Origin of the sequence: Hymenobacter cellulosivorans, from assembly GCF_022919135.1 — a bacterium.
GTDB lineage: Bacteria > Bacteroidota > Bacteroidia > Cytophagales > Hymenobacteraceae > Hymenobacter > Hymenobacter cellulosivorans.
The window spans coordinates 5415312-5439279 of record NZ_CP095049.1 but is presented as its reverse complement, the minus strand read 5'-3'; the positions used below and the strand labels follow the sequence as shown (position 1 = coordinate 5439279).

The 23968-nt window shown below is 59.1% G+C and carries 23 protein-coding genes and 1 pseudogene; 17 read left to right on the top strand and 7 right to left on the bottom strand.

Annotated elements, in window-relative coordinates; genetic code table 11:
* Positions 1-67 precede the first annotated feature (67 nt).
* Positions 68-607 (top strand): D-glycero-alpha-D-manno-heptose-1,7-bisphosphate 7-phosphatase, encoded by a 540-nt coding sequence (locus MUN80_RS23025; protein ID WP_244716746.1) that lies wholly within the window; start codon positions 68-70, stop codon positions 605-607.
* Positions 608-1042: 435 nt separating this feature from the next.
* Here MUN80_RS23025 and MUN80_RS23020 read toward each other — a convergent pair whose 3' ends face one another.
* Both MUN80_RS23020 and MUN80_RS23015 read right to left on the bottom strand, forming a co-directional pair.
* Positions 1043-1195 carry a hypothetical protein gene (locus tag MUN80_RS23020; RefSeq protein ID WP_244716744.1) on the bottom strand — a complete coding sequence of 51 codons (153 nt, stop codon included), beginning with the start codon at positions 1193-1195 and terminating at the stop codon, positions 1043-1045.
* 105 nt (positions 1196-1300) lie between these two features.
* Positions 1301-2701 carry a type III PLP-dependent enzyme domain-containing protein gene (locus MUN80_RS23015; RefSeq protein ID WP_244716742.1) on the bottom strand — a complete coding sequence of 467 codons (1401 nt, stop codon included), beginning with the start codon at positions 2699-2701 and terminating at the stop codon, positions 1301-1303.
* A gap of 269 nt (positions 2702-2970) precedes the next feature.
* Between MUN80_RS23015 and MUN80_RS23010 the strand changes: the two genes are divergently transcribed.
* From MUN80_RS23010 to MUN80_RS22955, 14 genes and pseudogenes are all read left to right on the top strand, one after another.
* Entirely contained in the window at positions 2971-3945 is a 975-nt protein-coding gene (locus MUN80_RS23010; protein ID WP_244716740.1) for an arginase, read from the top strand.
* A gap of 538 nt (positions 3946-4483) precedes the next feature.
* Positions 4484-6277 carry an arginine--tRNA ligase gene (gene argS / locus MUN80_RS23005; RefSeq protein WP_244716738.1) on the top strand — a complete coding sequence of 598 codons (1794 nt, stop codon included), beginning with the start codon at positions 4484-4486 and terminating at the stop codon, positions 6275-6277.
* Positions 6278-6347: 70 nt separating this feature from the next.
* Positions 6348-6929: an LOG family protein gene (locus MUN80_RS23000; protein ID WP_244716736.1), complete on the top strand. Its 582-nt coding sequence runs from the start codon at positions 6348-6350 to the stop codon at positions 6927-6929.
* A 134-nt stretch (positions 6930-7063) separates the two neighbouring features.
* Positions 7064-7452, top strand: a pseudogene (locus MUN80_RS26160) (glutathione peroxidase); the annotation flags it as partial.
* A 3-nt stretch (positions 7453-7455) separates the two neighbouring features.
* Positions 7456-7662: a hypothetical protein gene (locus MUN80_RS26155; protein WP_375373997.1), complete on the top strand. Its 207-nt coding sequence runs from the start codon at positions 7456-7458 to the stop codon at positions 7660-7662.
* A 70-nt stretch (positions 7663-7732) separates the two neighbouring features.
* The gene (locus MUN80_RS22990) at positions 7733-8674 is read left to right on the top strand and encodes a 1,4-dihydroxy-2-naphthoate polyprenyltransferase (protein ID WP_244716734.1); all 942 of its coding nucleotides are present in this window, start codon (positions 7733-7735) and stop codon (positions 8672-8674) included.
* Between the two features lie 152 nt (positions 8675-8826).
* A complete protein-coding gene (gene tssD / locus MUN80_RS22985; RefSeq protein WP_244716732.1) occupies positions 8827-9288 on the top strand; it encodes a type VI secretion system tube protein TssD in 462 nt (153 codons plus the stop codon).
* A complete protein-coding gene (locus tag MUN80_RS22980; protein WP_244716730.1) occupies positions 9270-10073 on the top strand; it encodes a glycohydrolase toxin TNT-related protein in 804 nt (267 codons plus the stop codon). The genes tssD and MUN80_RS22980 overlap by 19 nt, the downstream gene beginning before the upstream one ends.
* A 24-nt stretch (positions 10074-10097) precedes the next feature.
* Positions 10098-10721: a hypothetical protein gene (locus MUN80_RS22975; RefSeq protein WP_244716728.1), complete on the top strand. Its 624-nt coding sequence runs from the start codon at positions 10098-10100 to the stop codon at positions 10719-10721.
* An 85-nt stretch (positions 10722-10806) separates the two neighbouring features.
* Positions 10807-11439: an SseB family protein gene (locus MUN80_RS22970; protein ID WP_244716726.1), complete on the top strand. Its 633-nt coding sequence runs from the start codon at positions 10807-10809 to the stop codon at positions 11437-11439.
* Positions 11440-11481: 42 nt separating this feature from the next.
* Positions 11482-11883, top strand: coding sequence for a hypothetical protein (locus tag MUN80_RS22965; protein ID WP_244716724.1), 402 nt, complete (start codon positions 11482-11484; stop codon positions 11881-11883).
* A gap of 428 nt (positions 11884-12311) precedes the next feature.
* On the top strand, positions 12312-12905 hold the full coding sequence (locus tag MUN80_RS22960; protein ID WP_244716722.1) for a glutathione peroxidase: 594 nt from the start codon (positions 12312-12314) through the stop codon (positions 12903-12905).
* A 277-nt stretch (positions 12906-13182) separates the two neighbouring features.
* Positions 13183-13317, top strand: coding sequence for a hypothetical protein (locus MUN80_RS26060; protein WP_262922026.1), 135 nt, complete (start codon positions 13183-13185; stop codon positions 13315-13317).
* Positions 13318-13473: 156 nt separating this feature from the next.
* Positions 13474-15996 carry a DUF5686 and carboxypeptidase-like regulatory domain-containing protein gene (locus MUN80_RS22955; RefSeq protein WP_244716720.1) on the top strand — a complete coding sequence of 841 codons (2523 nt, stop codon included), beginning with the start codon at positions 13474-13476 and terminating at the stop codon, positions 15994-15996.
* Positions 15997-16061: 65 nt separating this feature from the next.
* On the opposite strand, the gene MUN80_RS22950 is transcribed toward MUN80_RS22955, so the two are convergent.
* Entirely contained in the window at positions 16062-17645 is a 1584-nt protein-coding gene (locus MUN80_RS22950) for a DEAD/DEAH box helicase (protein ID WP_244724951.1), read from the bottom strand.
* A 286-nt stretch (positions 17646-17931) separates the two neighbouring features.
* On the opposite strand from MUN80_RS22950, the gene MUN80_RS22945 reads away from it, so the two are divergent.
* The gene (locus MUN80_RS22945; protein WP_244716718.1) at positions 17932-19101 is read left to right on the top strand and encodes a CaiB/BaiF CoA transferase family protein; all 1170 of its coding nucleotides are present in this window, start codon (positions 17932-17934) and stop codon (positions 19099-19101) included.
* Positions 19102-19523: 422 nt separating this feature from the next.
* Positions 19524-20123 (top strand): hypothetical protein, encoded by a 600-nt coding sequence (locus tag MUN80_RS22940; protein WP_244716716.1) that lies wholly within the window; start codon positions 19524-19526, stop codon positions 20121-20123.
* Between the two features lie 232 nt (positions 20124-20355).
* Here the strand turns inward: MUN80_RS22940 and trpS are convergent, their stop codons facing one another.
* From trpS to MUN80_RS22920, 4 genes are all read right to left on the bottom strand, one after another.
* A complete protein-coding gene (trpS, locus tag MUN80_RS22935; RefSeq protein WP_244716713.1) occupies positions 20356-21333 on the bottom strand; it encodes a tryptophan--tRNA ligase in 978 nt (325 codons plus the stop codon).
* 151 nt (positions 21334-21484) lie between these two features.
* Positions 21485-22096 carry a hypothetical protein gene (locus MUN80_RS22930; protein ID WP_244716711.1) on the bottom strand — a complete coding sequence of 204 codons (612 nt, stop codon included), beginning with the start codon at positions 22094-22096 and terminating at the stop codon, positions 21485-21487.
* A 35-nt stretch (positions 22097-22131) separates the two neighbouring features.
* The gene (locus tag MUN80_RS22925) at positions 22132-22878 is read right to left on the bottom strand and encodes a queuosine precursor transporter (RefSeq protein WP_244716709.1); all 747 of its coding nucleotides are present in this window, start codon (positions 22876-22878) and stop codon (positions 22132-22134) included.
* A gap of 125 nt (positions 22879-23003) precedes the next feature.
* Positions 23004-23921 (bottom strand): ribonuclease Z, encoded by a 918-nt coding sequence (locus MUN80_RS22920; protein ID WP_244716707.1) that lies wholly within the window; start codon positions 23919-23921, stop codon positions 23004-23006.
* Positions 23922-23968: the final 47 nt, after the last annotated feature.

Below are 23968 nucleotides of genomic sequence, written 5' to 3'. Positions count from 1 at the left end.
ATGCCGTAAAGGTAACCCGCGCCGGGCAGTTAGGTGCCCTCAGGCCGTAATCCGTAGCTTTGGCCGTATGATTACAGATGCAGTTGAGCCCACCTCTCGTGCCAAAGCCGTGTTTCTGGACCGGGACGGCGTTTTGAACCACGAAATCGGCCACTACGTGTGGCAGCTGGAGGAATTTGTCATTGCCGCCGGCGTGCCCGAAAGCCTAGCCCGCCTCAAAGCCGCCGGTTACCGCCTGATTGTGGTCACCAACCAGGCCGGTATTGCCAAGGGCTTGTATACGGCTCAGCAGGTGCACGCCTGCCACCAGAAGCTGCAGCAAGCCTGTGATAATGCCATTGACGCCTTTTACTTCGCCAGTGCCCACCCCAGCGTGAGCGAGTCATTGATGCGCAAGCCCGACTCGCTGATGCTGGAAAAAGCCATAGCCCGCTTCCGCATCGACCCGGCCCAGAGCTGGATTGTCGGCGACCGGCTCCGCGACCTGCAGGCTGGCGCCAAGGTGGGCGTGCGGGGTATTTTGGTAGGGGAGGGCGAGGAAGTCCGCCCCGCGCTGTACGCTCCCGATTTGCGCGGGGCTACGGATATTATTCTCGCAGGACTTTGATTCGGTAGTGGCCCTAAAAACCAAGAGCCGATTTCCGCTGCGGAAATCGGCTCTTACCATAGTAGAGAAAGCCAAAAATTACTGGCGAACCGGCGTTTGCTCGTTGCTGGCCGTGATGGGCTCGGCAACTTGGGTAGCGGGTTTCGTGGCGGAGTAGGCCGGGCACTTCGTGCGGCAGGAGCTGAAGAAAGAGAGGCATCCAACAGCTGCAATCAACAGTTTTTTCATGCTTAAGTACAATCTACAGTATTAGGCAATACGCGAATGGAAGAGGTGGGAAATGATTTACCAATTGGTAACGATTTCCTAACCTTCAAATTGTACTCATTCGTTCACTGTTGGCCCAGCCGATTTCATCCAAACAAAACGCCGGCTTCCTGCTAAGCAGAAAGCCGGCGTATATCAGGCCGGGACTAGCTCAAAAGCTACCGAAACCTACTGGCGCTCAGTGGGCGTAGCCGTGGTGGCGGTGATGGTCGACGAGACGCGGTTCGCGTCTTTCATGCTGCTGTAAGCGGGGCATTTCGTCTTGTTGCAGGCGCTCAGACCAACTAGGGCCACGGAGGCCAATAAGAGTAGCTTTTTCATCCCAGGAAAAACCAAAAGTGTTGTAAGAGAAACTAGTTCAGCACCAAAAGTACAATTTCTGGTCCGGACCTTCAACCATCCGGACCAGAAATTTACAGCGTTATTTTAACTCTGGTAGCCCAGAATCCGCATCATCGATTCGCCTTCCTGCTGCTCGGCAAACACCCGGTCGGTGAGGTTACCGTCGGCGTCGCGGTCCAGAATGACCATTTTCGGGGCCGGAATCAGGCAGTGTTTAATGCCGCCGTAGCCCGAGAGGCTTTCCTGGTAGGCCCCGGTATGGAAGAAGCCCACGTAGAGCGGCTGAGCGTCGGCGGGCTTACGCTCGGGCAAGAACACCTGATAGATGTGCTTCTCGGCGTTGTAGTAATCCTGGGAGTCGCAGGTCAAGCCGCCAAGCTGAATCTTCTTGTACTTTTTCTCCCAGCCGTTCAGAGCCAGCATGATAAAACGCTGGTTCAGGGCCCAGGTGTCGGGCAGGTTAGTGATAAACGAGCCGTCAATCATGTACCAGAGCTCCTTGTCGTTCTGCAGCTTCTCATCCAGAATGCTGTAGATGGTCGCGCCTGACTCGCCCACGGTGAAAATGCCGAACTCGGTGAAGATATTGGGCTCGGGCACGCCTTCCTCCCCGCAAATCCGCTTGATGGTGCGCAGGATTTCCTCAATCATGTAGGGGTAGTCGTACTCCTTCTGAATGGAAGTCTGGATGGGCAGGCCGCCGCCGATGTCGATGGTGGTCAGCGTGGGGCACACCTTGCGCAGCTCGCAGTACTTGTGCACGAAGCGGCTCAGCTCCGACCAGTAGTAGGACGTGTCCTTGATGCCGGTGTTGATGAAGTAATGCAGCATCGTGAGCTCGAAGCGCGGGTCATCCTTGATTTTCTGCTCGTAAAGCGGAATAGCGTCGGCGTAACGGATGCCCAGGCGGGAGGTGTAGAACTGGAAGCGGGGCTCCTCATCGGAGGCCAGGCGCATGCCCAGGTTGCACTTCTCGCGCACGTTGTCGTGGTAGTATTCCACCTCGTTGGGCGAGTCCAGGATGGGCATGCAGTTCACGAACCCGTCGTTGATGAGGCGCGTGATTTCCGACTTGTAGGCTTCGGGCTTGAAGCCGTTGCAGATAATGTAGGTGTCCTTGGTCACCCGGCCCTTGTCGTACATGGCCCGGATGATATTGGTGTCGAACCAGGACGAGGTTTCGATATGGACGCCGTTTTTCAGGGCCTCTTCCACCACGAAGCTGAAGTGGGAGGCCTTGGTGCAGTAGGCGTAGGAATACTGGCCCTGGTAGCCGGTTTTTTCAATGCCGACCCGAAACCACTCCTTGGCCCGTTGGATCTGGGAGGTGATTTTGGGCAAATAGGTGAGGCGCAACGGCGTGCCGTACTTTTCTACCAGCGCCATCAGGTCGATGTCGTGGAAGCGCAGCTCATTCTGCTCGACGTGAAACTCCTGGGTTGGAAAATCGAAGGTTTGGGAAATCAGGTCGTGGTAGGTATCCATTGACGAGGTTAGTTGTCAGTTGCTGGTTGTCGGTTGGTAGTGGGGCCGTTGGTTGGCAGTAAGCAGAACAATTCTGACAACCGACAACTAGCAACTAACAACCAACTTTCCGAACTTAGTGCCCGCAAAGATACCCCGCGCGCGGGGTTTTGGTTATGCTTTGTTCGTTGGTCGCGGCGGAAGGTCTGTCCGCGCCAAGCCTGAGGGGGTCGGGGGCCCATCAATCGGCAAGCATCAGAACCATTTAACTTTTTTCTGCCCATGTAAATATGCGTCGCATCAAGCTCATCGAAGTCCGCTCCGAACTCGGGGCCGGTACTCGCGGGGCCAGTCTGGGGGTTGATGCCCTTCGGATTGCCTGCCTGAACAAAGGATCTGACTATTTCCGCCGCTTCAACGCCGTCGCCGTGCCGGATCAGAACCAGGTCTTGTTTGACAAAAACCATTTTCCTTTTGCCAAGCACATCGATTCGGTGTACACCGTGCAAAAGGCCATTGCCGGCACCGTCGAGCAAACGCTCCGGTTCGGCGAATTCCCGGTAGTGCTGGCTGGTGACCACAGCAATGCCGCCGCCACCATTGCCGGCATCAAGGCGGCTTATCCCTACAAGACGCTCGGCGTCGTTTGGATTGATGCCCACGCCGATATCCACTCGCCTTATACCACGCCATCGGGCAATATTCACGGCATGCCGCTGGCTATGGCCCTGAACGAGGACAACCGTGAGCACCAGCGCAACGAGCTGGACCCGGAAACCGAGTTTTTCTGGCGCCGCCTGCAGAATCTGGGTGAGGCCGGCCCCAAGCTCAGCCCCGAGCACCTGGTATATGTCGTCGTGCGCGACACCGAACACGAGGAAGACGCCGTCATCGACCGGCTGGGCATCAAAAACTTCAAGCTGCCCGAGTTTAAGGCCAAGGGACCCCGGCAGGTGGCCCGCGAAATCTACGAGCGGCTGCGCTTCTGCGACCTGGTCTACATCAGCTTCGACGTGGACTCCCTAGACTCGCGCTTTTCGAAAGGCACCGGTACTCCCGTCGTGGATGGCCTCAACGTGGAAGAAGCCGTCAGCCTGTGCCGCGCCCTCTTGGAAAACGACCGGGTGGTGTGCTTCGAAATGGTGGAAATTAACCCGACCCTGGACAACGAGAATACCATGGCTAAGAATGCCTTCGATATTCTGGAAGCTTCCACGGATGCCATTCTGGAGCGCCTGCGCATGGAAGACGTGACTAGCCGGTAGAGAATTGCCGCTGATTGTGGCAGGTTGAACGTGGTAAGCATATAATTTTAATTGTTCATTCAGTATACCAAACTTCATGAGGTTTAGTATACTGAATGAACATTTATGAAAATGTGTATACTAGCTGTAAGTATCGATTTTGTCGAAAAAACGTGCTGTGTATACCAATCGAGTTTGGTGGTTGTTTTTCCGAACCGAACCTAACTCGTCTGTCATCCTGAGCAGAGCGAAGGACCTTTCTCCCGGTCCTGATAAGCATGATTCAATGTAAAAAGCCCTTTTCCGCATTGGTGGGAAAGGGCTTTTGTCTGTTAAAGAACAGGCAATGGGGTAGAGCAGGTAGGTTACGCCCCTTAATGCGCGGGATGCTAAGGCTCAGGATGACAGAGGAAGGGAGCTGTAAAGCGGGCCAGGTAAAGACTGCCGGCCGCCTTGCAGGTTCGTGTTTGAACCCGGCGCGGCTTCCGTTACTTTTGCGCCAGCATATCCGCCGGATTTCCCGGAGCCTACGGCGGAGCTCCTTTTTAACTAGCACCCCGTGCAACAACTCGAACAGGATATCAGAGCGGCGCTGAGCGCGGCCATACAGCAGGTTTTTGGCGTTACCGTTGCCCCCGAGCAGCTCGTGATTCAGCCCACGCGCAAGGAATTCGCGGGCTCCTTCACGCTCGTTACCTTCTCCTTGACCAAAGTCCTGGGCAAAGGCCCTGAGCAAATCGGGCAGGGTCTGGGCGAATGGTTGACTGCCAACGAGGCCCGCATCAGCGGCTTCAACGTGGTGAAGGGCTTTTTGAACCTGGAAGTGGCCGACCAGCAGTGGCTGAGCCTGTTTCAGAGCCTGGTGCAGCAGCCCGACGGCGCCCCGGTGCTCACTGGCGGCCCCCAGAATGTGGTAGTGGAGTATTCCTCGCCGAATACCAACAAGCCTTTGCACCTGGGCCACTTGCGCAATAACTTCCTGGGCTACTCCGTGGCCGAGATTCTGAAAGCCACCGGCGCCACCGTGTCCAAAGTGAACTTGGTCAACGACCGGGGTATTCACATCTGCAAGTCGATGCTGGGCTACCAGCGCTTCGGTCACGCCGAAACGCCCCAGAGCGACGGTATCAAGGGCGACCATCTGGTGGGCAAGTACTACGTGCTATTTGAGAAGCACTACCGCGAGCAGGTGCAGCAGCTCGTAGCGGAAGGCGTGGCCGAAGACAAGGCCAAGGCCTCCGCCCCGCTGATGCTCGACGCGCGCGACATGCTGCAGAAGTGGGAGGCCGGCGACGAGGAAGTGGTGAGCCTGTGGCGGCAGATGAACGGCTGGGTCTACGAAGGCCACAACGCCACCTACGCCGCTATTGGCGTGGACTTCGACAAGTTCTACTACGAGTCGGGCACGTATTTGCTGGGCAAGGAGCGGGTGCAGGAAGGCCTGGACCGGGGCTTGTTTTACCGCAAGGAAGACGGCTCGACCTGGGTGGACCTGGCTGCCGAAGGCCTGGACCAGAAGATTCTGCTCCGCTCGGACGGTACCAGCGTGTACCTGACCCAGGACCTGGGCACGGCCGAGCTGAAGTATGCTGATTTCCACTACGATTCGAGCATCTACGTTATTGCCGACGAGCAGAACTACCACATGCAGGTGCTGCAGGCCACGCTCCAGAAGCTGGAAAAGCCCTACGCCGCCGCCATTCACCACCTGAGCTACGGCATGGTGGATTTGCCCACGGGCAAGATGAAAACCCGGGAAGGCACGGTGGTAGATGCCGACGAACTGGTACGCGAAGTGGTGGAAGCCGCCAAAGCCGCTACCCTGGAAAAAGGCAAAATCGAGGGCCTGACCGAAGCCGAGCAGGACCAGTTGTTCAATACCCTGGGCCTGGGCGCCCTGAAGTATTACCTGCTGAAAGTCGACCCCAAGAAGCGGATGCTGTTCAACCCCGAGGAATCGGTAAGCTTGGAAGGGCACACGGGGCCGTTCATTCAGTACTCCCACGCCCGGATTGCCCAGCTGCGCCGCAAGGCCGAGCAGATGAGTATCAGCACCAGCGCGGACTTCCTGAGCATCGGCGACTTGCAGAAGTCGGAGCGGGAAATGATTGAGGAGCTGGCCCGCTATGCCAACGTGGTAACCGAGGCGGCCCGCACCTTCTCACCCGCCATTGTTGCCCAGTACGCCTACGATCTGGCCAAGGCCTACAACCGCTTCTACGCCGAAGTGCAGGTGCTGCAGGAGCCCGACGAGGCCAAGCGGGCCTTCCGCGTGGCGCTGTCGGTGCAGACGGGCCGCGCCATCAAGGCCAGCATGAAGCTGCTCGGCATCGAGGTGCCGGAGCGTATGTAAGTTTACTGAAAAGCCCCTCTTTGCGAAAGGAGGGGCTTTTTTTGCTCGTTTCAACAACCACACTACTGATATGAAAAGCGTTGCCGTTTACTGTGGGGCCAGCCCCGGATTCAATGAAGTGTACCGCCAGCAGGCCGACTTGATGGGGCAGGAGCTGGCCCAGCGCGGCATTACGCTGGTCTACGGCGGGGGCCGGGTAGGCCTTATGGGTGCCGTGGCCGACAGCGTCATCCGCAACGGCGGCAAGAGCATCGGCGTCATTCCCGACTTTTTGGCCGACAAGGAGCTGGCTCACCTGGGCTTGACCGAGCTGCATATCGTGAAAAGCATGCACGAGCGGAAGCTGCTGATGGCCGACCTGGCCGAGGGCTTTATTGCCATGCCTGGCGGCTTCGGCACGTTGGAAGAGCTGTTTGAGGTGCTGACCTGGGGTCAGCTGGGGTTGCACAAAAAGCCCAGCGGGGTCTTCAATGTGCAGGGCTTCTACGACCACCAGCTGCAGTTCCTGGATAAGATGGTAGAGGAAGGCTTCCTGCGGCCTGAAAACCGCGCCCAGCTCCAGCAGGACGACTCACCCGCCGGCCTCATCGACAAAATGCTGGCCTACGTACCTACCGACCTGGAAAAGTGGCTAACCGATAAGCGCACCTAAGCGCCGGCCTGTAGCAAATGCCGCCTTCCGGCCCGGGTAAACCACTACCTTGGCCAACCGGAAACATTGCCCCGCGCCGGGGAGTTACGCTGCAGCTGCCAGCTTCAGCGCGTATCGCCTAACCTCCTCCTGCTATGAAAGCTGCCCTTATCCTGCTGCTCGGTGCCTGCTTGGGCGCCTGCGGCTTCTCTTCCAACACCACGACGCCATCTTCACCAGCCAGCCCCATGACCAGTTCTGTATCTGAAACTACCGCCCGCGGCTCCGTCTACGACTTTACGGTACAAACCATCGATGGCAAGGACGTGCCGCTCAGCCAGTTCAAGGGCAAAAAGCTGCTCATCGTGAATGTGGCTTCTGAGTGCGGCTACACGCCCCAATACAAGGAATTGGAGGAGCTCTACAAAAAGCACGGCGACCGGGTCATGGTGCTAGGCTTTCCAGCCAACAACTTCGGGGGCAGGAGCCAGGTTCCAACGAGCAGATTGCCACGTTTTGCGAGAAAAACTACGGCGTGACCTTCCCCATGTTTGCCAAAATCTCGGTGAAGGGCGATGATACGGCCCCGCTCTACCAGTTTCTGGCCGACAAAACCAAGAACGGCACTATCAGCGAAGCTCCTAACTGGAACTTCTGCAAGTACCTGGTGGATGAGCAAGGCCATGTAGTCGGCTTTTATCCGTCGAAGGTGAAGCCTATGAGCGACGAGTTGGTAGCCGCCATTCTGCAGTAATTCTTTCTTCTGGCTTTTTCCCTGAACGTGATGCTGAGCGAAGCCGAAGCATCACGTTCGGTTGTTTTTTATGACTACCATTCCTGCTTCCACTTCCCCCGGCTCGGCTAGTCCGGCCAAAGCCTGGATTTCGGCCTTCCGGCCCCGCACCTTGCCCCTGGCTTTGGCCAGCATCATGATGGGGGGCTTTCTGGCCGCCGCCCATGGCCAGTTCCGGGGCGCGGTAGTGGCCCTGGCCGCCCTGACAACCATCCTGCTCCAGATTCTGAGCAACCTGGCCAACGACTACGGCGACTCCCAGAACGGGGCCGACAGCGTGCACCGTGAAGGGCCGCAGCGGGCCGTGCAGTCGGGCGCCATCACGCCGGCCCAGATGAAAAAAGGCATGGCCGTGTTTGGGGTGCTCTCGTTTCTGGCGGGCATTAGCCTGCTGTGGGTGGCGCTAGGATTGTCGGGCCTGTGGGTATTTCTCTCGTTTCTGGTCCTGGGCCTGAGTGCCATCTGGGCGGCCGTCAACTACACGGCTGGTTCCAAGCCCTACGGGTATGCCGGCCTGGGCGACCTGTCGGTGTTTATCTTCTTCGGGCTGGTGGGCGTCTGTGGCACATATTACCTGCAGGCCCGGGAGCTGCCGTTGGGTATTCTGCTGCCGGCTGCCGCTTTGGGCTGCTTTGCCACGGCCGTGCTGAACGTGAACAACATCCGTGACATTCGCTCGGATGAGTTGGCTGGCAAAATTACCATTCCGGTACGGCTTGGGCCGGTGCGGGCCCGGCGCTACCACTGGTTGCTGCTGCTGCTGGGCCTGGGCGCAGCCATTGTGTACGTGGCCTTTACCTATCATTCGCCCTGGCAGTGGCTGTTTCTGCTGGCCGCCCCGCTGCTGCTGCGCAACGCCCGGGCGGTGTGGCAGCGCCAGGATTCAATGCAGCTCGACCCGCTCCTCAAACAGATGGCCCTGACTACCCTGGTCTTTACCCTGCTGTTTGGCCTGGGGCAGGTGTTAGGTTAAAAAGGGCGGAGTAGCAGCCGGCAGGGCGGAAAAGTCGGGTCCTGGTAGCTGCCTACTTTAGCTTGGCGGGGCACCGAGGCATCCATTCGGGCCCGGCTGAGCGTAAGTTTCTATATTGCCAACGCTATTCTTACGCTTATCCCCGATTTCCTATGGCTTCCTTTTATGCTGAGCTTCATTTGGAAGGTGTCGCAATTCCGATGCTGCAGTGTTCCTACAGCTTCCAACAGACGACCGATGCGCGGGGCCGCGTTGCGGCGCGCGTGCGCCAAGGCCCGCTGCATTTGGTGCTGGATGTGCCCGACGTTGGGGGCGAACTGCTGCTAAGCTGGGCGGCTACGTCCTTCAAGCCGCTGGCCGGCCAGGTTATTTTCTACGACGACTCGCTGGCTGGCCTGCCGCGCGAAACCATTTCCTTTGCCGCCGGCCAGTGCGTGCACTACGAGGAGGTATTTCAGGCTTCGGCCGGCGAAAACGGGGCCTATACCTGCCAGCTGACCATCACCGCCCCGAGTTTGAACTGCTTGCCGGCGGCCCGGCCGCGCCGGCCCTGGCCGCCGCACTCGGCGGCGCTAAAATGCCGAGCCTGGCGGCAGTGCCTTCCCTGGCGCTAGCCGCTGCGGCGGCCGTTGCTTCGCCGGCTGCCGCAGTCAAGGCCTTTGTAGCGGAGTACAGCCTGGCTGAGTTTGCCAAAACTATCAAAGGGGCCGAGCACATGCAGCCACCGGAGGTAATCGAGCAGATTTATGATCTGTTCAACGCGGCCTCCGCCGCTTCGGGGCCAGGCAAGCCCTCTGCACCACATTGGAAAGCCGTAGAGGATTTGGTGAAGAGCAGCTACTACGTGGACCCGGCCGACGGCAACTCTAAACCACTGAACGGGCATTGGCCTCCGGCCAACGGTGGGTATCAGCGCCGAAACGTGCAGTTGAAAAAAGGCGACGTTTTCGACCGTTACCAGGGCGACGTGGTCGATAAAAAGCCCGACCCGGCTAACCCCGCCAACAAGCTGCCTCTGGAGGCCGGCGACGAGTTCAACGTAACCTTTATCGGCACCTTTATGTCGCCAATGGGTACGGCTGGGACGCCCCCTGTTCCGCAATCGTTCGAGTCGCGGGCCTTGGACCGGGCTGAGAATAAGTACCCCTTAGCCTACACGGTAGAAGTGCTTAATGACGTGCCCATTGATCTGGTCGAAGGAGAGTTGGCGGAAGTAATTCCCTGGTACGGGCAGCCCGGCGGCGGTACGCAGATGCGCCTGCTCTTTAAGGACAATACCTGGCGCTACCAGGAATGGAAGCAGATGCAAGACCAAGGCTTCCTGAAGGTCGACCTTAAGTCTTCGCCCAGCGGCGACTATAAAGTCCTGCCCAATAATCGGGCGAAAAAGCTGAAATAACTAAGAGCCGCTTATTCCCTTGCTATGGAAACTGCATCTCACCCACCTTTACTTCGGCGGTTGTTCCCGGTTGAGCGGGTCATTATTACACCCGTACCGGTGGCTAATCAACCCTTGGTATCGGCCTCGCCAATAGACACGGCGCTGCCCGTGCAGTTCAACAGCGGGAGAGACTGGCAGCTGACTCACCGCTGCCCCAGTACAGGCGAGCCCGTCGAGTGGAACTGGCAGTACCAGGAGTGGTTCAAAGAGGGCCAGGCGTTGAGCACTTATAAGCTGCGCGACCAGTCGTTGCTCGATGAGTTGGCTAGCGTATTTAGCTATGTACAAGCTTGTTACCAGGACACGCCTTTGGGCCAGGATTATGAGTACCACGTTGTGCCCCAGCCCGGCGCAGTGAATCAGTATCCGAAGCAGGCCGCGTTTCCCGGGGTGCATTACTACACCAACGCGGCTAGTACTTCTCAGTTTCTGGCCTTGTACCAAATGAGTTACCACTACGATGTAGCGGAGCCCGAACGGGCCTTTTTTCAAGTTACTATCTACGAAATTGTGCAGGTGGAGGTAATCAATGAAGAGGAACTCGGCCACCAAATTGGCCGCGCCCAGCAAGCCGCCATTCATCATAATCGAATGATTGCCGGCTAGCCGAGCTCTTAGTAGCGCAGGATCTAGCCCTGCTGCCCCGCACCATCCCGATTTTCTATCTTGCCCCTGACCCTTCTTTTTCCTTATGGAATCTTCCGTGCCCCGCAGCTTTATTGATGATCTGGTCAGCTACTTCACTCAGAAGCAAGAGGTGCAGGCGGCCTGGTTTGCCTTTCTCTACAGCTCCGTCAGCCAGACCCACGACCTGTTTCTGGGCGTTGAGCACAGCGGTGACCTGGAAGGCGTCAAAAAGATGAGCTTGTTGATTAAGCAGGCCTACCTGCCCCAGGCCCCCATGTTCTTTGCCTCCTCCGAGGAAGATGCCGAGCTGTTTGCCACCGTGCAGGAGCAGGGCCTGCAATTTTTCAGCCGGCAGCAGGAGCGCGGCGTCGAGCAGGAGTTGCTCAAAGGCCTGTTTGACCAGCAGCGCGACCCGGCCGAGCTGGCCGGTACCGTCCGGGACCTGGGCGTGTACGCGCTGGTGCACAAAGCCCAGCTGGAGCAGAAAAAGCTCGTCGTTCAGTCTTTCTCCAAAGACGGGGAGGCCTTTACTCCCCTCTTTACCAGCCCCGAGATGCTGCCGCTGGGCGGCATTGGTGCGCCGCCCGAGGGGTTGGTGCTGGCCCGCCTAGTGTGGAGCAAGCACTTGCCCGGTGCTGCTCCCCGCCCGGTGGTGCTTAATCCGGATACGGCTTTTGAGGCCCGCTTTGAGCTATAGTGGGCTGTAGAGCAACCCCAAAGCCCTAACCGAACCGATACCTTGGACCAGAAACCCGGCTATACGGCTACCGAGCAGCAGTTATTGCAGGAACTCTTCCGGGAGCTACGGCACTTTACGGCCCGGCCGGACTGGCCTGAGCATTTACCTTTCGAGGCCCGTCGTTCTTTTGTGCTGGAAAAGCTGGGCAACCCGGTGCAGTGGACAATTGGGCTCCGGGAGCGGGCCCGCAAAGCCCCCGGCGCAGGGGAGGTGCGGCTTTTTCTGGCCAACACGGTGCAGGGCACGAGCCAGGAAAAATGGTCGTCAGCCGAAGGTGGCTTCTGCATCAGCTACGGTACCCCGGAAAAAGTAGCTGCCGATATTGCCCAACTGAGTACCAACCTGCAACCCGTGCAGCAGCAGCTCTCCGAAGATTATTACGGTACCTTTTATAACGCGTAGGGTAGGGGCCCGCCGCGGTATGAGCTACCTGACCCGGGCGTATCAACTAGGGGCAACTGACCATGCCAGAAACCTTATCGGCCCGGAATCAGCACGGTTGTTTATCGGCAACGCTGGACTACAGCACCCCGGGAAAACTGCGTCGTGAGGCCATCTGGGCAGCCGGTACCGGAGCTAAACGGGCAGGGAAACGAAACCAGAAACCTGGTCAGTGAGACCGAGTAGACTCCCGGGGGCTGAGTTAGCTACCGTTAATCTCGCCGGGAGGCCCAATTATTCGCGGGAAAAAGCAGAAACTTTGCGCGAGCGTAAAGTTTCCGGACGGGTTATTCGTCTACAGCAAAAACCGGGGAATACTGCAGGTCCTCTTTCACCAGGAACTGCTTTTTCTCTCACTTCCAGCGGTATTTGCCCGGTCCTCTACGCCTATGCCTTCATTTCGTCAGAAACTCCTAAAAGCGCTGTATCCGCTGATTATGCGCCTTTCCAAGTCCGGTAGCCGGGGCAAGGTGCTGGAAAACAAACCGGGCAAGACCGCGCCCGTGTCATTTTACGACCTAGCCGGCCAGCTCAATACCGGCCAGCCGCTGCCCTTTGCCGAGCTGCGGGGCAAGCAGGTGCTGCTGGTCAATACGGCTTCCAACTGCGGCTTCACCAATCAGTACGAGGAGCTGCAGCAGCTTTCCGAGCAGTTTGCCGACAACCTGGTTATCCTGGGCTTTCCGGCCAACGACTTCAAGGAGCAGGAGCAGGCCGACGACCACACCATTCAGGAGTTTTGCCAGGTCAACTTTGGGGTATCGTTTCCGCTGATGAAAAAAAGCGTGGTCGTTAAACAAGCCGCCCAAAACCCGGTTTACCAGTGGTTGACGCAAGCCCGCCAGAACGGCTGGAACGAGCAGGCGCCCGACTGGAACTTCTCTAAATACCTCATCAGTGCCGATGGTAACTTGACGCACTATTTCGGCCCGGCCGTTTCGCCCCTGAGTGAAACAATTGTAAAGACTATTGGGTCACAGTAAATAGTGTAATTTTTAGGGCGTACCTTTGCGCCCCGTTTTCCGCTCTCCTCTATCCCACCAATTCCTCCGCTGCTGCCCCAATTCGGCTCACCGGCCCAGGCATGCCTTTTTCGTAGCAAATTCTGCCAAAATAGCTTGGGTGGAGTGCGTTAGGGAAAGCCGTGTGGGCAGTAGTATAATTTTTTCTGCTACAACTCTTCTTTTCCCGGTACTTTCATCACCCTGCTGACTAGGGCCGAAATAGCGGGGCGTTTATAAACTTTCCAGGAGCTGTGTTATGCAACGAGCTACCCACTCTCAACCCGATTCCCATTCCGCAACCTTCTACTCCCTGTTGTTTTACGCCGGCCTGCTGGGCTTCATCGGCCTCTCTATCTTCTTCACGCCCCTGATCCAGCTGCTGGCCGATTAAGTAGCCGGTAGCGCTCGGCCTACTCCTGGTGCAACTCCTCGGTGCCGTTCGGGCTCCTGGGGCTAAACCAACGCCGAGCGGAGCCATTTGCGGGCCCATTCTTTATTGCCAGGAAGCGCCGCTATAAAGCTTGCCGCTTCTGCATTTCTGCTTTTCATGAAACGATATATAGTGCTGCTGCTGCTCGGCCTGAGTACGCTCACGCGCCCCACGGCCGCGCTGGCGCAGCGGATGGTTTTCAGCGGCCAAGTCACGGAGGCGGCCAACGGGCAGCCCGTGCCGTTTGCCTCGGTCTTTGTCAAAGGCAGCAGCATCGGGACTACCGCCGACGACAACGGGCGCTACCAGCTCAGTGTGGCTCAGCCTATCGATTCGCTGTCGGCCTCGGCTATGGGGTTCCGGGCCAAAAGCCGGGCCGTGGGGCGGCAGGCCCAGCAAACCATCAACCTGGCTTTGCCTTCGGCGGCCGTGTCGTTGGGCGAAGTGGTGGTGCGCTCCACCGAAAACCCGGCTTTCACCATTCTGCGCCGGGTGCAGCAGCACAAGCGCCAGAACGACAAAGCCCGGCTCGAAGCCTTCGAATTTGACAGCTACAACCGCATCGAGGCCAGCCTCTCCGACATCACCGACCGCCTGGCCCGGCGTAAGGTGATTCGGGACATCACAACGATGGCCAGCTCGGTGGGGGAGATGGAGCGCAATGCTTCGGGTAAGCCCACCGTGCCCGTGTTCGGCTCGGAGGTCGTGTCGCGCTACTATGTGCGCCACCGGCCAGTGCGGGAGCGGGAAGAAATCCTCCATTCCCAGCTCTACGGGGCCGCCCCGCGCGACGGCACGGTATTGTCGCAGCTGCTGGGCTCCTCGTTTCAGGACTACGACTTTTACCCCAACTGGCAGGTGGTAATGGGCAAGGACTTCATTTCGCCCATTGCCGACGGCTGGCGCATCACCTACGATTACGACCTGGAAGACTCGGTGATGGTGGGCCAGGACCGCTGCTACCAGCTCAAGGTATTTCCGCGCCGGGCCCAGGATCTGGCCTTTACCGGCCGCATCTGGATTACTACCGGCACCTACGCCCTGCGCAAGCTGGATTTGACCGTGGACCCCAAGGCCAACATCAACTTCGTAGACCAGATCCGGATTCAGCAGGAGCTGCGCCCCACGGCCGCCGGGCCCTGGCTGCCGAGCCGCACGCAGGTGGTAGTCGGCCTCAAGCCCACGCCCAAGCAAACCGGCCTGCTAGTACGCTTTACCACGATTAACTCCGACTTTGTGGTGCAGAAGCCCCGGGAGCTGGCCTTCTACGACCAGCCCCTGGCCACCGCGGCCGACGCGCTGAAGGTACCAGTTGGTTTCTGGGAGCAGCACCGCCCCGATACGCTTTCGGCCCAGGAGGCCCGTACCCTCACCGTGCTCGACTCGGTCGGCAAGCTGCCCTCGGTCCGCACCTTCCTGGAAATAGCCGACCTGGTCGTGAACGGCTACCAGCCCCTGGGCAAGCGGGAATTGGTAGAGTTTGGGCCCGTGGCTTACAGCTACAACTGGAACAACGTGGAAGGTAACCGTCTGCGCGCCGGCCTGCGCACTACACCCAACCTGAGCCCCAACTGGTTGGCCCAGGGCTACCTGGCCTACGGTACCCGCGACGGGGAATTCAAGTACGGCCTCTCCGCTGACCGCATCGTGAACCGGCCCAACTGGACCGTGCTCAGCCTCAAGCACAGCCGCGACGTGGACTTGGTGGCCCTGCTCGACAACGATATTGCCCTGGAAAGTCCCCTGTTTGAGGTGGCCGCCCGCTTCGGCAACATCAAGCCCCTTCTGCCCTTATGGCGGGAAGTCACCAGCGTAGGGGCCCAAACTGACCTGTTTCACAACTTCACCCAGAAGGTAACGCTACGCCACCAGCGCTTCGACCCGCTCTACAGCTTCGCCTACTATACCAGCCCGGCCCAAACGCCGGATGCGCCCACGGCTCACCGCTTCGAGCTCTCGGAGGTGATTATGGAGTCGCGCTACGCCCCGGGTGAAGTGCTGGTGCAAAACCAGAACCACCGCACAGCCGTGGGGCTGATGAAGTGGCCGGTCTTCACCTTCCGCTATACTGCCGGGCTGAACAACGTGCTGGGCAGCGACTTTGCCTACCACAAGTTTAATCTGGCCGTGACCCAGAGCCTGCCCCTGGGCCAGCTCGGCCGCACCGAATACGTGGTAGATGCGGGCTATATCCCCAGCACGGTGCCTTACCCGGTACTCAAAGCCCACCTCGGCAACGAGTCGCCTATCTACACCTCCAATGCCTACAACCTGATGGGCTACTTCGAATTCGTCAGTGACCGGTACGTGTCTTTACACGCCGAGCACTACTTCGAAGGGTTGCTCATCAACACCGTGCCTTTGCTTAAAAAGCTGGACTGGCGCCTCGTGGCCACTGGCAACGTGCTGCAAGGCGGACTGCGCGAAGCTAACCGCAACACTACGCCCCTGACCGACGCCAGCGGCATTCCTACGCCCACCTTCCGGGCCCTGGGTGCCACGCCCTATGTGGAGGTCGGTTACGGCGTCGAAAACGTCCTCAAGTTCATCCGCGTCGACTTCCTGCACCGCCTCACCTACCGCGACCTGCCCGACGTGCGCACCTTCGGCGTGAAAGTCTGCGCCCAGTTCAAGCTGTAGTGACTGAATTACAAAAGAAAAAGCTCCTGATAAGTCAGGAGCTTTTTCTTTTGTAATTCAGTCAGCTATTCGGCGCTGGGAGTGGTCTGTGGAGCCGTTTCGGTCGAGCCTTCCGGGCGCGGGCCCCGGCCGCTGCGGTTGCGGCCGCCACGCTTGCGGCGCTTGGGCTTGTCACCAGCTTCGCCTTCTGCGCGGGGAGGCCGAGCTTCACCTTCCGGCCGTGGAGCACGCGGCTCCCGTGGTGGGCGGGCTTCGCCTTCGGGCCGGGGCGCGCGGGGCTCCCGCGGCGGCCGAGCTTCACCCTCCGGGCGCGGCGGGCGCTGATAAGGAACGGCCGGAGCACCACCAGCATCAATAGCAGCCAGGGCCGCTTGGGCGTTGGCTATGCGCTCCTTGTGGCGCGGATCTTTCGAATCGGCGTCGCGGCGGGGTGGGCGGCCACCTTCGCCCCGAGGTGCGCCTTCGGGGCGCGAGCCGCGGCTACCACCGCCGGAGCGGCCACCCCGCTCGGGCCGCCCCCCGACTTTGCCACCCAGGCCGCTGAAGCGCTTAGGGTCAAATTCAGGGGCTGGGCCCAGACCCAGTTCCTCGGTAATGCTTTGCTTGTCGACTTCCCGCTCAATGAGCTTTTCGATCTTGAGCACGCGGTCCTGGTCTTGGTCGGCAATGAAGGTGATGGCCGTTCCCTTGGTGGCAGCGCGGGCCGTGCGCCCAATGCGGTGTACGTAGTCTTCGGCGGCACGCGGGATGTCGTAGTTCACCACGTGGCTCAGCGAGTCTATGTCGATGCCGCGGCTGAGCACGTCGGTAGCCACCAGAATCGGGAACTGCTTGTTTTTGAACTCGCGCATGATCTGCTCCCGCTCTTCCTGGGTGCGGTCCGAGCTGATGCCCTGGGCCACGTAGCCCAGCTTGTTGATGGCCCGCACGATGCCGGCCACGGCCGCTTTCTGGCTTGTAAAGAGCACCATGCTCTGCACTTCCTGGGTTTTGAGCAGGTGTTCGAGCAGGTAAATCTTCTGCCGGTCGAAAGCCATGTAGAACTGCTGGTCGATACCGGCGGCAGGCTTGGATACGGCCAGGCGGATTTCTTCGGGCTCGTTGAGAATCTGCTTTGAGAAGTCCCGGATTTTATTGGGCATCGTGGCCGAGAACAGCAGGGTCTGCCGGTCCTTGGGCAGCTGGCGTACGATGTTCAGAATATCGTCCGAGAAGCCCATGTCCATCATCTTGTCGGCCTCGTCGAGCACTAGGTACTTGATCTGGTCAAACTTGACATAGCCCATCTGCAAGTGAGCAATTAGGCGGCCGGGCGTGGCAATGATGATGTCGGCCCCGCTGGTCAGGGCGCGCTTTTGCTGCTCCCAGTTCTCGCTTTTGCCGCCGCCGTAGATGGCGATGCTGCTGGCCTCGACGAAGTAGCCGAAGCCCGTTACCTGCTCGTCAATCTGGGTGGCCAGCTCGCGCGTGGGCACCAGAATCAGGGTGGAGGTAGTGCCGTGCTTGGCGTGGGAAATCTTATCAAGCAGGGGCAACAGGTAGGCGGCAGTTTTGCCAGTGCCCGTTTGGGCGCAGGCAATCAGGTCTTTACCGTCAATAATTTTGGGAATGGCCTGCTCCTGGATGGGCGTGGCATTCTCGTAGTTCATGGCGTCGACGCCGGCCAATAGGTCGTCGTGGAGGTTAAAATCGGAAAACTTCAAGGTTCAGCTAAGTAATTGTGAGAAAAGGCTGACCCTGTTTTTCGGCCAGCGAACCGCTTGATTTGGGAGTAAATATACAGGATTTCCTAGGCCTGCTGCTGAGTTCAGCCGCCGGGGCCTCCAACGGACAAAACCCGGTAGATTTGCCATTGGGCCGTCGTAAGGCCGGCAGTAAGAAGCTGCCGCCCGCGGCCAAAGTCCACCCAGTCAGTTATACCTAGCCCAACACCCAATGTCGTTTTCCAGTTCGGCCGCTCCCGCTGCTACTCCATTACCCTTTGCCGACCTACTGGTGCTGGAACTGGCCTCTGTATTGGCTGGGCCGCAGGTGGGGCAGTTTTTCGCCGAGCTGGGCGCCACCGTGCTCAAAGTAGAAGCCCCAGCCGGCGACGTGACCCGCACCTGGAAAACCCGCGCCGAGGCCGCCAACACCGACGTGTCGGCCTATTTCAGCTGCGCCAACTGGGGTAAACACTCGGTAATAGTAGATCTGACCACCGAAGCTGGCAAAGCGCAGGTGCAGCAGCTGGCCGTCCGCGCCGACGTAGTGCTGGCCAGCTACAAACCCGGCGACGCCGAGAAGCTGGGCGTCGACTACGACACGCTCCGGGCCCTGAACCCCCGGCTGATTTACGCCCACCTCACCGGCTACGGCCCCACGGTGGCGCGGGCCGGCTACGATGCCGTGCTGCAGGCCGAGGCGGGCTTTATGTTCCTCAACGCCCAGCCCGGGCAGGAACCCCAGAAAATGCCCGTCGCCATGATTGACCTGCTGGCCGCCCACCAGCTCAAGGAAGGTTTGCTCACGGCCCTCTACCACCGCTGCCGCACCGGCGAGGGCAGCCGGGTGCAGGTGGCCTTGCTCGACAGCGCCCTGGCTTCGTTGGCCAACCAGGCTGCCACCTGGCTCGTCACGGGCCACGACCCGCAGCCCATGGGCTCAGGCCACCCCAGCATCGTGCCCTACGGCACGGTGTACCGGGCCGGCAACGGCCGTAGCCTGGTGCTGGCTGTGGGTGCCGACCGGCAGTTTCGTCACCTCTGCCAGGCCCTTAACCGGCCAGAGTGGGCCCAGGAGGCTCGGTTTCAGACCAATGAGGCCCGGGTAGCTAACCGCGCGGCGCTGGAAACTATGCTGCAGACCCGAATAGCGGAAGTAGATGGCGACCAGCTGCTGGCGGCGCTGGAACAGCTCGGGGTGCCGGCCGGGGCGGTGCGCACGGTGGGGGAGGCTCTGGCCCTGGAGTCGGGGCAGGCGATGCTGCTGCCCGTGGGGGAAGCGGATTTTCAGGGGCTGCGCACGGTGGCTTTTCAGAGCAGCAGCTGGCCGCGGGCTGCCGCTTTGGCTTCGCCGCCGCGTCTGGGCCAACATACCGCCGGGGTAATTGCAGAGCAGGAATAAGAAGTTGGATACAACTGCGAAACCGTCTATTTGCGTAGGTAAAAGCAGCCAATAGCCTTGCAACTACGGGTTGCGGGTTGTTAAATTCCCATTTGGACGCCTCAGAATCAGGCTGCTGCCGGTATTCTGGGTGGTCTTTTTGTTCATCGTACTGCTCTGCCCATGCCCCATACGACCCCGCCAACTGTAACGTCCCTGGTTGAAAATCCGGCCGCTGCGCCCGCCACGCCCGCCCCGAGCCCACCATCGAGAAAGCGCCGGAGGCATCGGCTGGGGCCACGGCCACCAATAATCTGCCTACCTCAGCGCCTGGCTCGCCCGCGGAAGCCCCCGCCGACCGCCTCGACCAAATTTTCGAAGGCCTGCAACAGAAGTCCATTGCTAAGCAGGCCATTTTCCGCAATACCCGCGCCGCCTTCGATATGCTCCGCCTCGTGTCGCAGGAGCTGGTGGTGGAGCTGAGCCGCAAGATTACGCCCGTCGACTCGAACGTACTGATTGAGTACCGGCCCGTGAATGACATGGAGTTCCACATCAAGTTCTCGGGCGACCTGCTCATCTTCGTGATGCACTCCAACATCGTCACTTTCCCCGAAGACTACGGCCCGATGGCCTCCAAATACGTGGAAGAAGACTTCCGGCGGCGGTTTTTCGGCCACATCATGGCGTATAACTTCATGGCTGACAGCATCAAGTACCAGCGCATGAACGACCCAGGCTACTTGGTAGGCCGCCTGCTGATCAACATCGAAAACCACTACTTCCTCGAAGGCGTGCAGCAGCTGGAATTGCCCGACAACGACATGGCCGACAACCTAGTCACGCCCGACATGATGCGCCTGTTCGTGGAAAGCGCCATGATTGCCGCCGTTAACAACGACCTGATTGCCCCGCCCATGCAGGACATCCAGAAAATCACCGTTAAGCAGAAAGTGGAAAACCAGCAGGTCAGCCGCGGCAGCAAAGTCGGCTTCAGCTTCTCCAGCGAGCAGCACCAGTCCGTGGATGGGCTGGTGTATTAATGTGTCAATTGTGAATGTGCTGCTGTGAGGGAATGTGAGAAGTGTGTCCTTGCGAGCAGCGTGAAACCATCCGTCTTCTGAAATGGACTGATTGTCCTTAACTGAAAAGCCCCTTACTACATGCGGTAGTAAGGGGCTTTTGGGTAAAAGACAGTGACTACTTCTGCAGAGGACGGACTGCTTCGGATCCGCCTCGCAAGGATACACTTCTCACATTCTCCCCATCAGCACATTATCGCTTGCTGTAGCCTACTTTTTCCCGGACTTTATTCAGCACCTCGCTGCCGTAGGCCTGGGCTTTGCGGGCACCTTCGGCCAGGCGCTTGTCGACCTCGGGCAGGTTGTTGATGTAGAAGTTGAACTGCTCCCGCTCGGTGGCGAAACGCGTGCGGATAACTTCGTAAAGGGCTGTTTTGGCGTGGCCGTAGCCATAGCCGCCACCCAGGTAGTTCTGGCGCATTTCCTCAACTTCGGCCGGGGAGGCCAACAGGGAAAACAGCTTGAACGTGATGTCGGTATCGGGGTTTTTGGGGGCTTCCAGCGGGGTACTGTCCGAAATGATGCTGCGGATAGTCTTGAGCAGGGCTTTGTCGTCCTGGAAGATGTCGATGATGTTGCCGTAGCTCTTGCTCATCTTCTGCCCATCGAGGCCGGGAACGGTCATCAGCTGCTCATCGGTGCGGGCCTGGGGCAGCACAAAGGTTTCGCCGTAGCGGTTGTTGAACGTGCTGGCAATGTCGCGGGTGATTTCCAGGTGCTGAATCTGGTCCTTACCCACGGGCACGATGTCGGCGTCGTAGAGCAGGATGTCAGCCGCCATGAGCACGGGGTAGGTAAACAAGCCCGCATTCACGTCGGAAAGCCGGTCCGACTTATCCTTGAACGAGTGGGCATTAGCCAGCATCGGGTAGGGCGTGAAACACGACAGATACCAGGTCAGCTCCGTCACCTGCGGCACATCGGACTGGCGGTAGAACAGGTTTTTCTCCGTGTCGAAGCCGCAGGCCAGCCAGGCGGCGGCCACCGCGTAGGTGTTCTGGCGCAGCAGCTCGGCGTCGCGCACGGTGGTCAGGGAGTGCAGGTCGGCAATGAAGTACAGCGACTCATTGGCCGAGTTCTTCGACAGCTCAATGGCGGGCAGGATGGCGCCGAGCAGGTTGCCCAGGTGGGGGCGGCCAGTGCTCTGAATGCCGGTCAGGATACGGGACATAGTAGTAAAGTTGCTTTTCGCCGCGGTAATGAGCCTGGGGCGTAGGCCTGAAGATTCTCAAAGGTAATGCTGCCGCTCAGAAAGCGCCGCTGTAATTCAGGGCGGCGGGCGAAACAAAGCGCGCTGCCAGCCCTGCCCGGTTTCTGCGCTTTTACTGAGTCGGTGCCCCGGCGTTGAGGGCATGAATGAGCTTGGGCAGGTTTTCGGTGGTAATCAGCTTATCGGCGACCAGCTTAGCCAAGTCGGGGCGGGCCGTAAGGTAGGGGAGCAGGGCTTCCCGAAACCGTTTACTGCTGGCCGGCAGCGGCGTAATCGTGTCTTCACCGGCCCGGCGTAGCAGGTACAGCACGTACGACTTACTACTGCCCATGGGCAAGCCGCTGGTCCCGACCAGCGTAGGGCCGGCCGTAATAAAGTGCAGCCGCATCAGCACTACCCGTCCACTATCGACCTGCTCCACAAACGCTTGATCGATAGTGTCGCCGTCGAGGCCTTGCTCTACGGGGAAGCCGCCGGCCTTGATAAACTGCTGCTGGCCCAGGCGAAACGATTGGACATCAGCCAGTCCCAGCGTGGCGCTGTATCCCCCAGGGTTTTTCACCAGCAGCTCGGTGCAGCCCCGCAGCTTCAGGTTGCCCTGTACGCGCTGTGTGGGGTTGTTGACCAGCACGTAGGAGCCCGGCTCGAAGGTGTTGAACAAGGATTGGGCCCGTAACAGCTGCGGCATTAGCAGGCTGATCAGGCATAAAACAACGAAGCGCATCGGTCGCCAGATTAAGACAATAAGAGGGAATGAAATCAGACGCTCACGTCGGCGGCGGCTTCCTGCTGCAGCTCCACAGTTTCCTCCACGCCCAGATACCGGTCAATCAGGAAGTGGGCCAGATACAGCACCGGGGTAAGCAAGATGGCCGCAGCGAATTTGTACCAGTAGTTCGTATTGGCTACATCCAGTACCTGGTCGAAGCTCCAGTTGCCGAACACGTAAAAGGCCACGAACAAGACCACGAAGCTGTCGACGAGCTGGGACACGAGCGTGGAGCCAGTGGCGCGCAGCCACACGTAGCGGCCCTTGGTAGCCCGGCGAAGAGCCTGAAACACAGTGGCGTCCAGCACCTGTCCAATGGCAAAGGCCGTCAGGGAGCCGGCAATAATGCCCAGACCCTGACGGAAAATCATCTGGTAGGCAAAGTCGATGTTGATGGGCTGGCCCTGCGGGTCCTTGCTGTTTACATCGAGCCAGAAAGCGGCTGGTGGCAGCTTGGTGGTAGCGTAGATAACCAGGAAGGCAAACAGAATTAGGGCGGCCGTGAGGTAGCTCACCCGCAGCACGCCTTCCTTGCCGAAGTACTCATTGATGATGTCCGTCGTGACGAACACCACGGGCCAGATCAGCACGCCCGCCGTCAGGTTGTCGGGCCGGCCGATAAGAGGCTCCAGGGAAAAAATCTTGACGCCAATAATTTCGGCCAGTAGGGCATTGACAATGAAAATGCCACTGAGCACCAGGTACAGTTGGTTTTTCTTGTGGGCGAATGTTTTCAAGGGAAGGACTTTGGAAGTAGAACTTGGAGTTGAGAACTCAGCGCTGAGCAGAAAATAAGCCGATTAGCGAAGGGTACAAAACGAATTCAAACGCTGGGTTCCCGGCTCTGAGCTCTACCAGTCAATTACTCCGGAATGCTGACCGTTTTGCCTTCGGTGGCCAGCTCGACGGGCTCAAAAACGGCTTCGGCTTCGCGCAGCAAGGGTTCTAGGTCGCGGTAGCGCGACGAGAAGTGGCCGATAAGCAACTGGCGTACCTGGGCTTTCTTGGCCAGCAAAGCGGCCTGCCGGGCCGTGGAGTGGTGGGTGGTAGCAGCCCGGTCACGCATTTCTTCCAAAAAGGTGGCCTCGTGATACAGCAGATCGACGCCGCGCACCAGGTCAGCAGTGCTTTCGGTGTAGAGCGTATCGGAGCAGTAGGCGTAGCTGCGCGAATGATTGGGCGCCGTCGTTACAGCGTCGTTACTGATCAGCAGAGTGCCGGCTTCATCGTGTAGGTCTTCGCCCTGGGCCAGCCGGCTGAGCTGGGCGGCCGTCAGGCCTTCGGGCAGGCGGCCTTTATCGAGGTGGCGGCGCTTGGGCTTTTCCCGGAACAGGTAGCCGCAGCACGGAATTCGGTGGCGCATGGGCAGCGTGTGCACCGTCAGGTGGCGGTCCTCATACACCAGGGCGTGTTGGTCGGGCTCGACGGCGGTAAACTGCAGGTCGAACGAGAGCTGGGTATGGGAGTAGCGAAACTGAGTGGTCAGAATCTCATCCAGGCCGGCGGGGCCAAAGAGCTGTACCGGCTCGGTGCGGCCCTGCAGGTGCATGGTAGAAAGCAGCCCGAACAGCCCGAAGAAATGGTCGCCGTGCAGGTGGGAAATAAAAATGGTGCGCAGGCGCTGGTGCCGCACTTTATACTCCACCAGGCGGCGCTGGGTGCCTTCCCCACAATCAATCAGGTAGGACTGGTTGCCCACCGTGAGCACCTGGGCCGTGTGGTGCCGATTCAGAAAGGGTGTGGCCGAGGCACTACCCAGGATTTTCAACTCAAACTCCAAAATAAGCTGGTAGCTAGTAGCGGAGGGCCATTCGCTTTTTTAAAGAT

Bases quoted from the DNA above. Each gene is read 5' to 3' on its own strand.
- MUN80_RS23025 (WP_244716746.1), top strand. From the start codon at position 68: ATGATTACAGATGCAGTTGAGCCCACCTCTCGTGCCAAAGCCGTGTTT.
- MUN80_RS23020 (WP_244716744.1), bottom strand. From the start codon at position 1,195: ATGAAAAAGCTACTCTTATTGGCCTCCGTGGCCCTAGTTGGTCTGAGC.
- MUN80_RS23015 (WP_244716742.1), bottom strand. From the start codon at position 2,701: ATGGATACCTACCACGACCTGATTTCCCAAACCTTCGATTTTCCAACC.
- MUN80_RS23010 (WP_244716740.1), top strand. From the start codon at position 2,971: ATGCGTCGCATCAAGCTCATCGAAGTCCGCTCCGAACTCGGGGCCGGT.
- MUN80_RS23000 (WP_244716736.1), top strand. From the start codon at position 6,348: ATGAAAAGCGTTGCCGTTTACTGTGGGGCCAGCCCCGGATTCAATGAA.
- MUN80_RS26155 (WP_375373997.1), top strand. From the start codon at position 7,456: ATGTTTGCCAAAATCTCGGTGAAGGGCGATGATACGGCCCCGCTCTAC.
- MUN80_RS22990 (WP_244716734.1), top strand. From the start codon at position 7,733: ATGACTACCATTCCTGCTTCCACTTCCCCCGGCTCGGCTAGTCCGGCC.
- tssD (WP_244716732.1), top strand. From the start codon at position 8,827: ATGGCTTCCTTTTATGCTGAGCTTCATTTGGAAGGTGTCGCAATTCCG.
- MUN80_RS22975 (WP_244716728.1), top strand. From the start codon at position 10,098: ATGGAAACTGCATCTCACCCACCTTTACTTCGGCGGTTGTTCCCGGTT.
- MUN80_RS22970 (WP_244716726.1), top strand. From the start codon at position 10,807: ATGGAATCTTCCGTGCCCCGCAGCTTTATTGATGATCTGGTCAGCTAC.
- MUN80_RS22960 (WP_244716722.1), top strand. From the start codon at position 12,312: ATGCCTTCATTTCGTCAGAAACTCCTAAAAGCGCTGTATCCGCTGATT.
- MUN80_RS26060 (WP_262922026.1), top strand. From the start codon at position 13,183: ATGCAACGAGCTACCCACTCTCAACCCGATTCCCATTCCGCAACCTTC.
- MUN80_RS22955 (WP_244716720.1), top strand. From the start codon at position 13,474: ATGAAACGATATATAGTGCTGCTGCTGCTCGGCCTGAGTACGCTCACG.
- MUN80_RS22950 (WP_244724951.1), bottom strand. From the start codon at position 17,645: ATGAACTACGAGAATGCCACGCCCATCCAGGAGCAGGCCATTCCCAAA.
- MUN80_RS22945 (WP_244716718.1), top strand. From the start codon at position 17,932: ATGTCGTTTTCCAGTTCGGCCGCTCCCGCTGCTACTCCATTACCCTTT.
- MUN80_RS22940 (WP_244716716.1), top strand. From the start codon at position 19,524: ATGCTCCGCCTCGTGTCGCAGGAGCTGGTGGTGGAGCTGAGCCGCAAG.
- trpS (WP_244716713.1), bottom strand. From the start codon at position 21,333: ATGTCCCGTATCCTGACCGGCATTCAGAGCACTGGCCGCCCCCACCTG.
- MUN80_RS22930 (WP_244716711.1), bottom strand. From the start codon at position 22,096: ATGCGCTTCGTTGTTTTATGCCTGATCAGCCTGCTAATGCCGCAGCTG.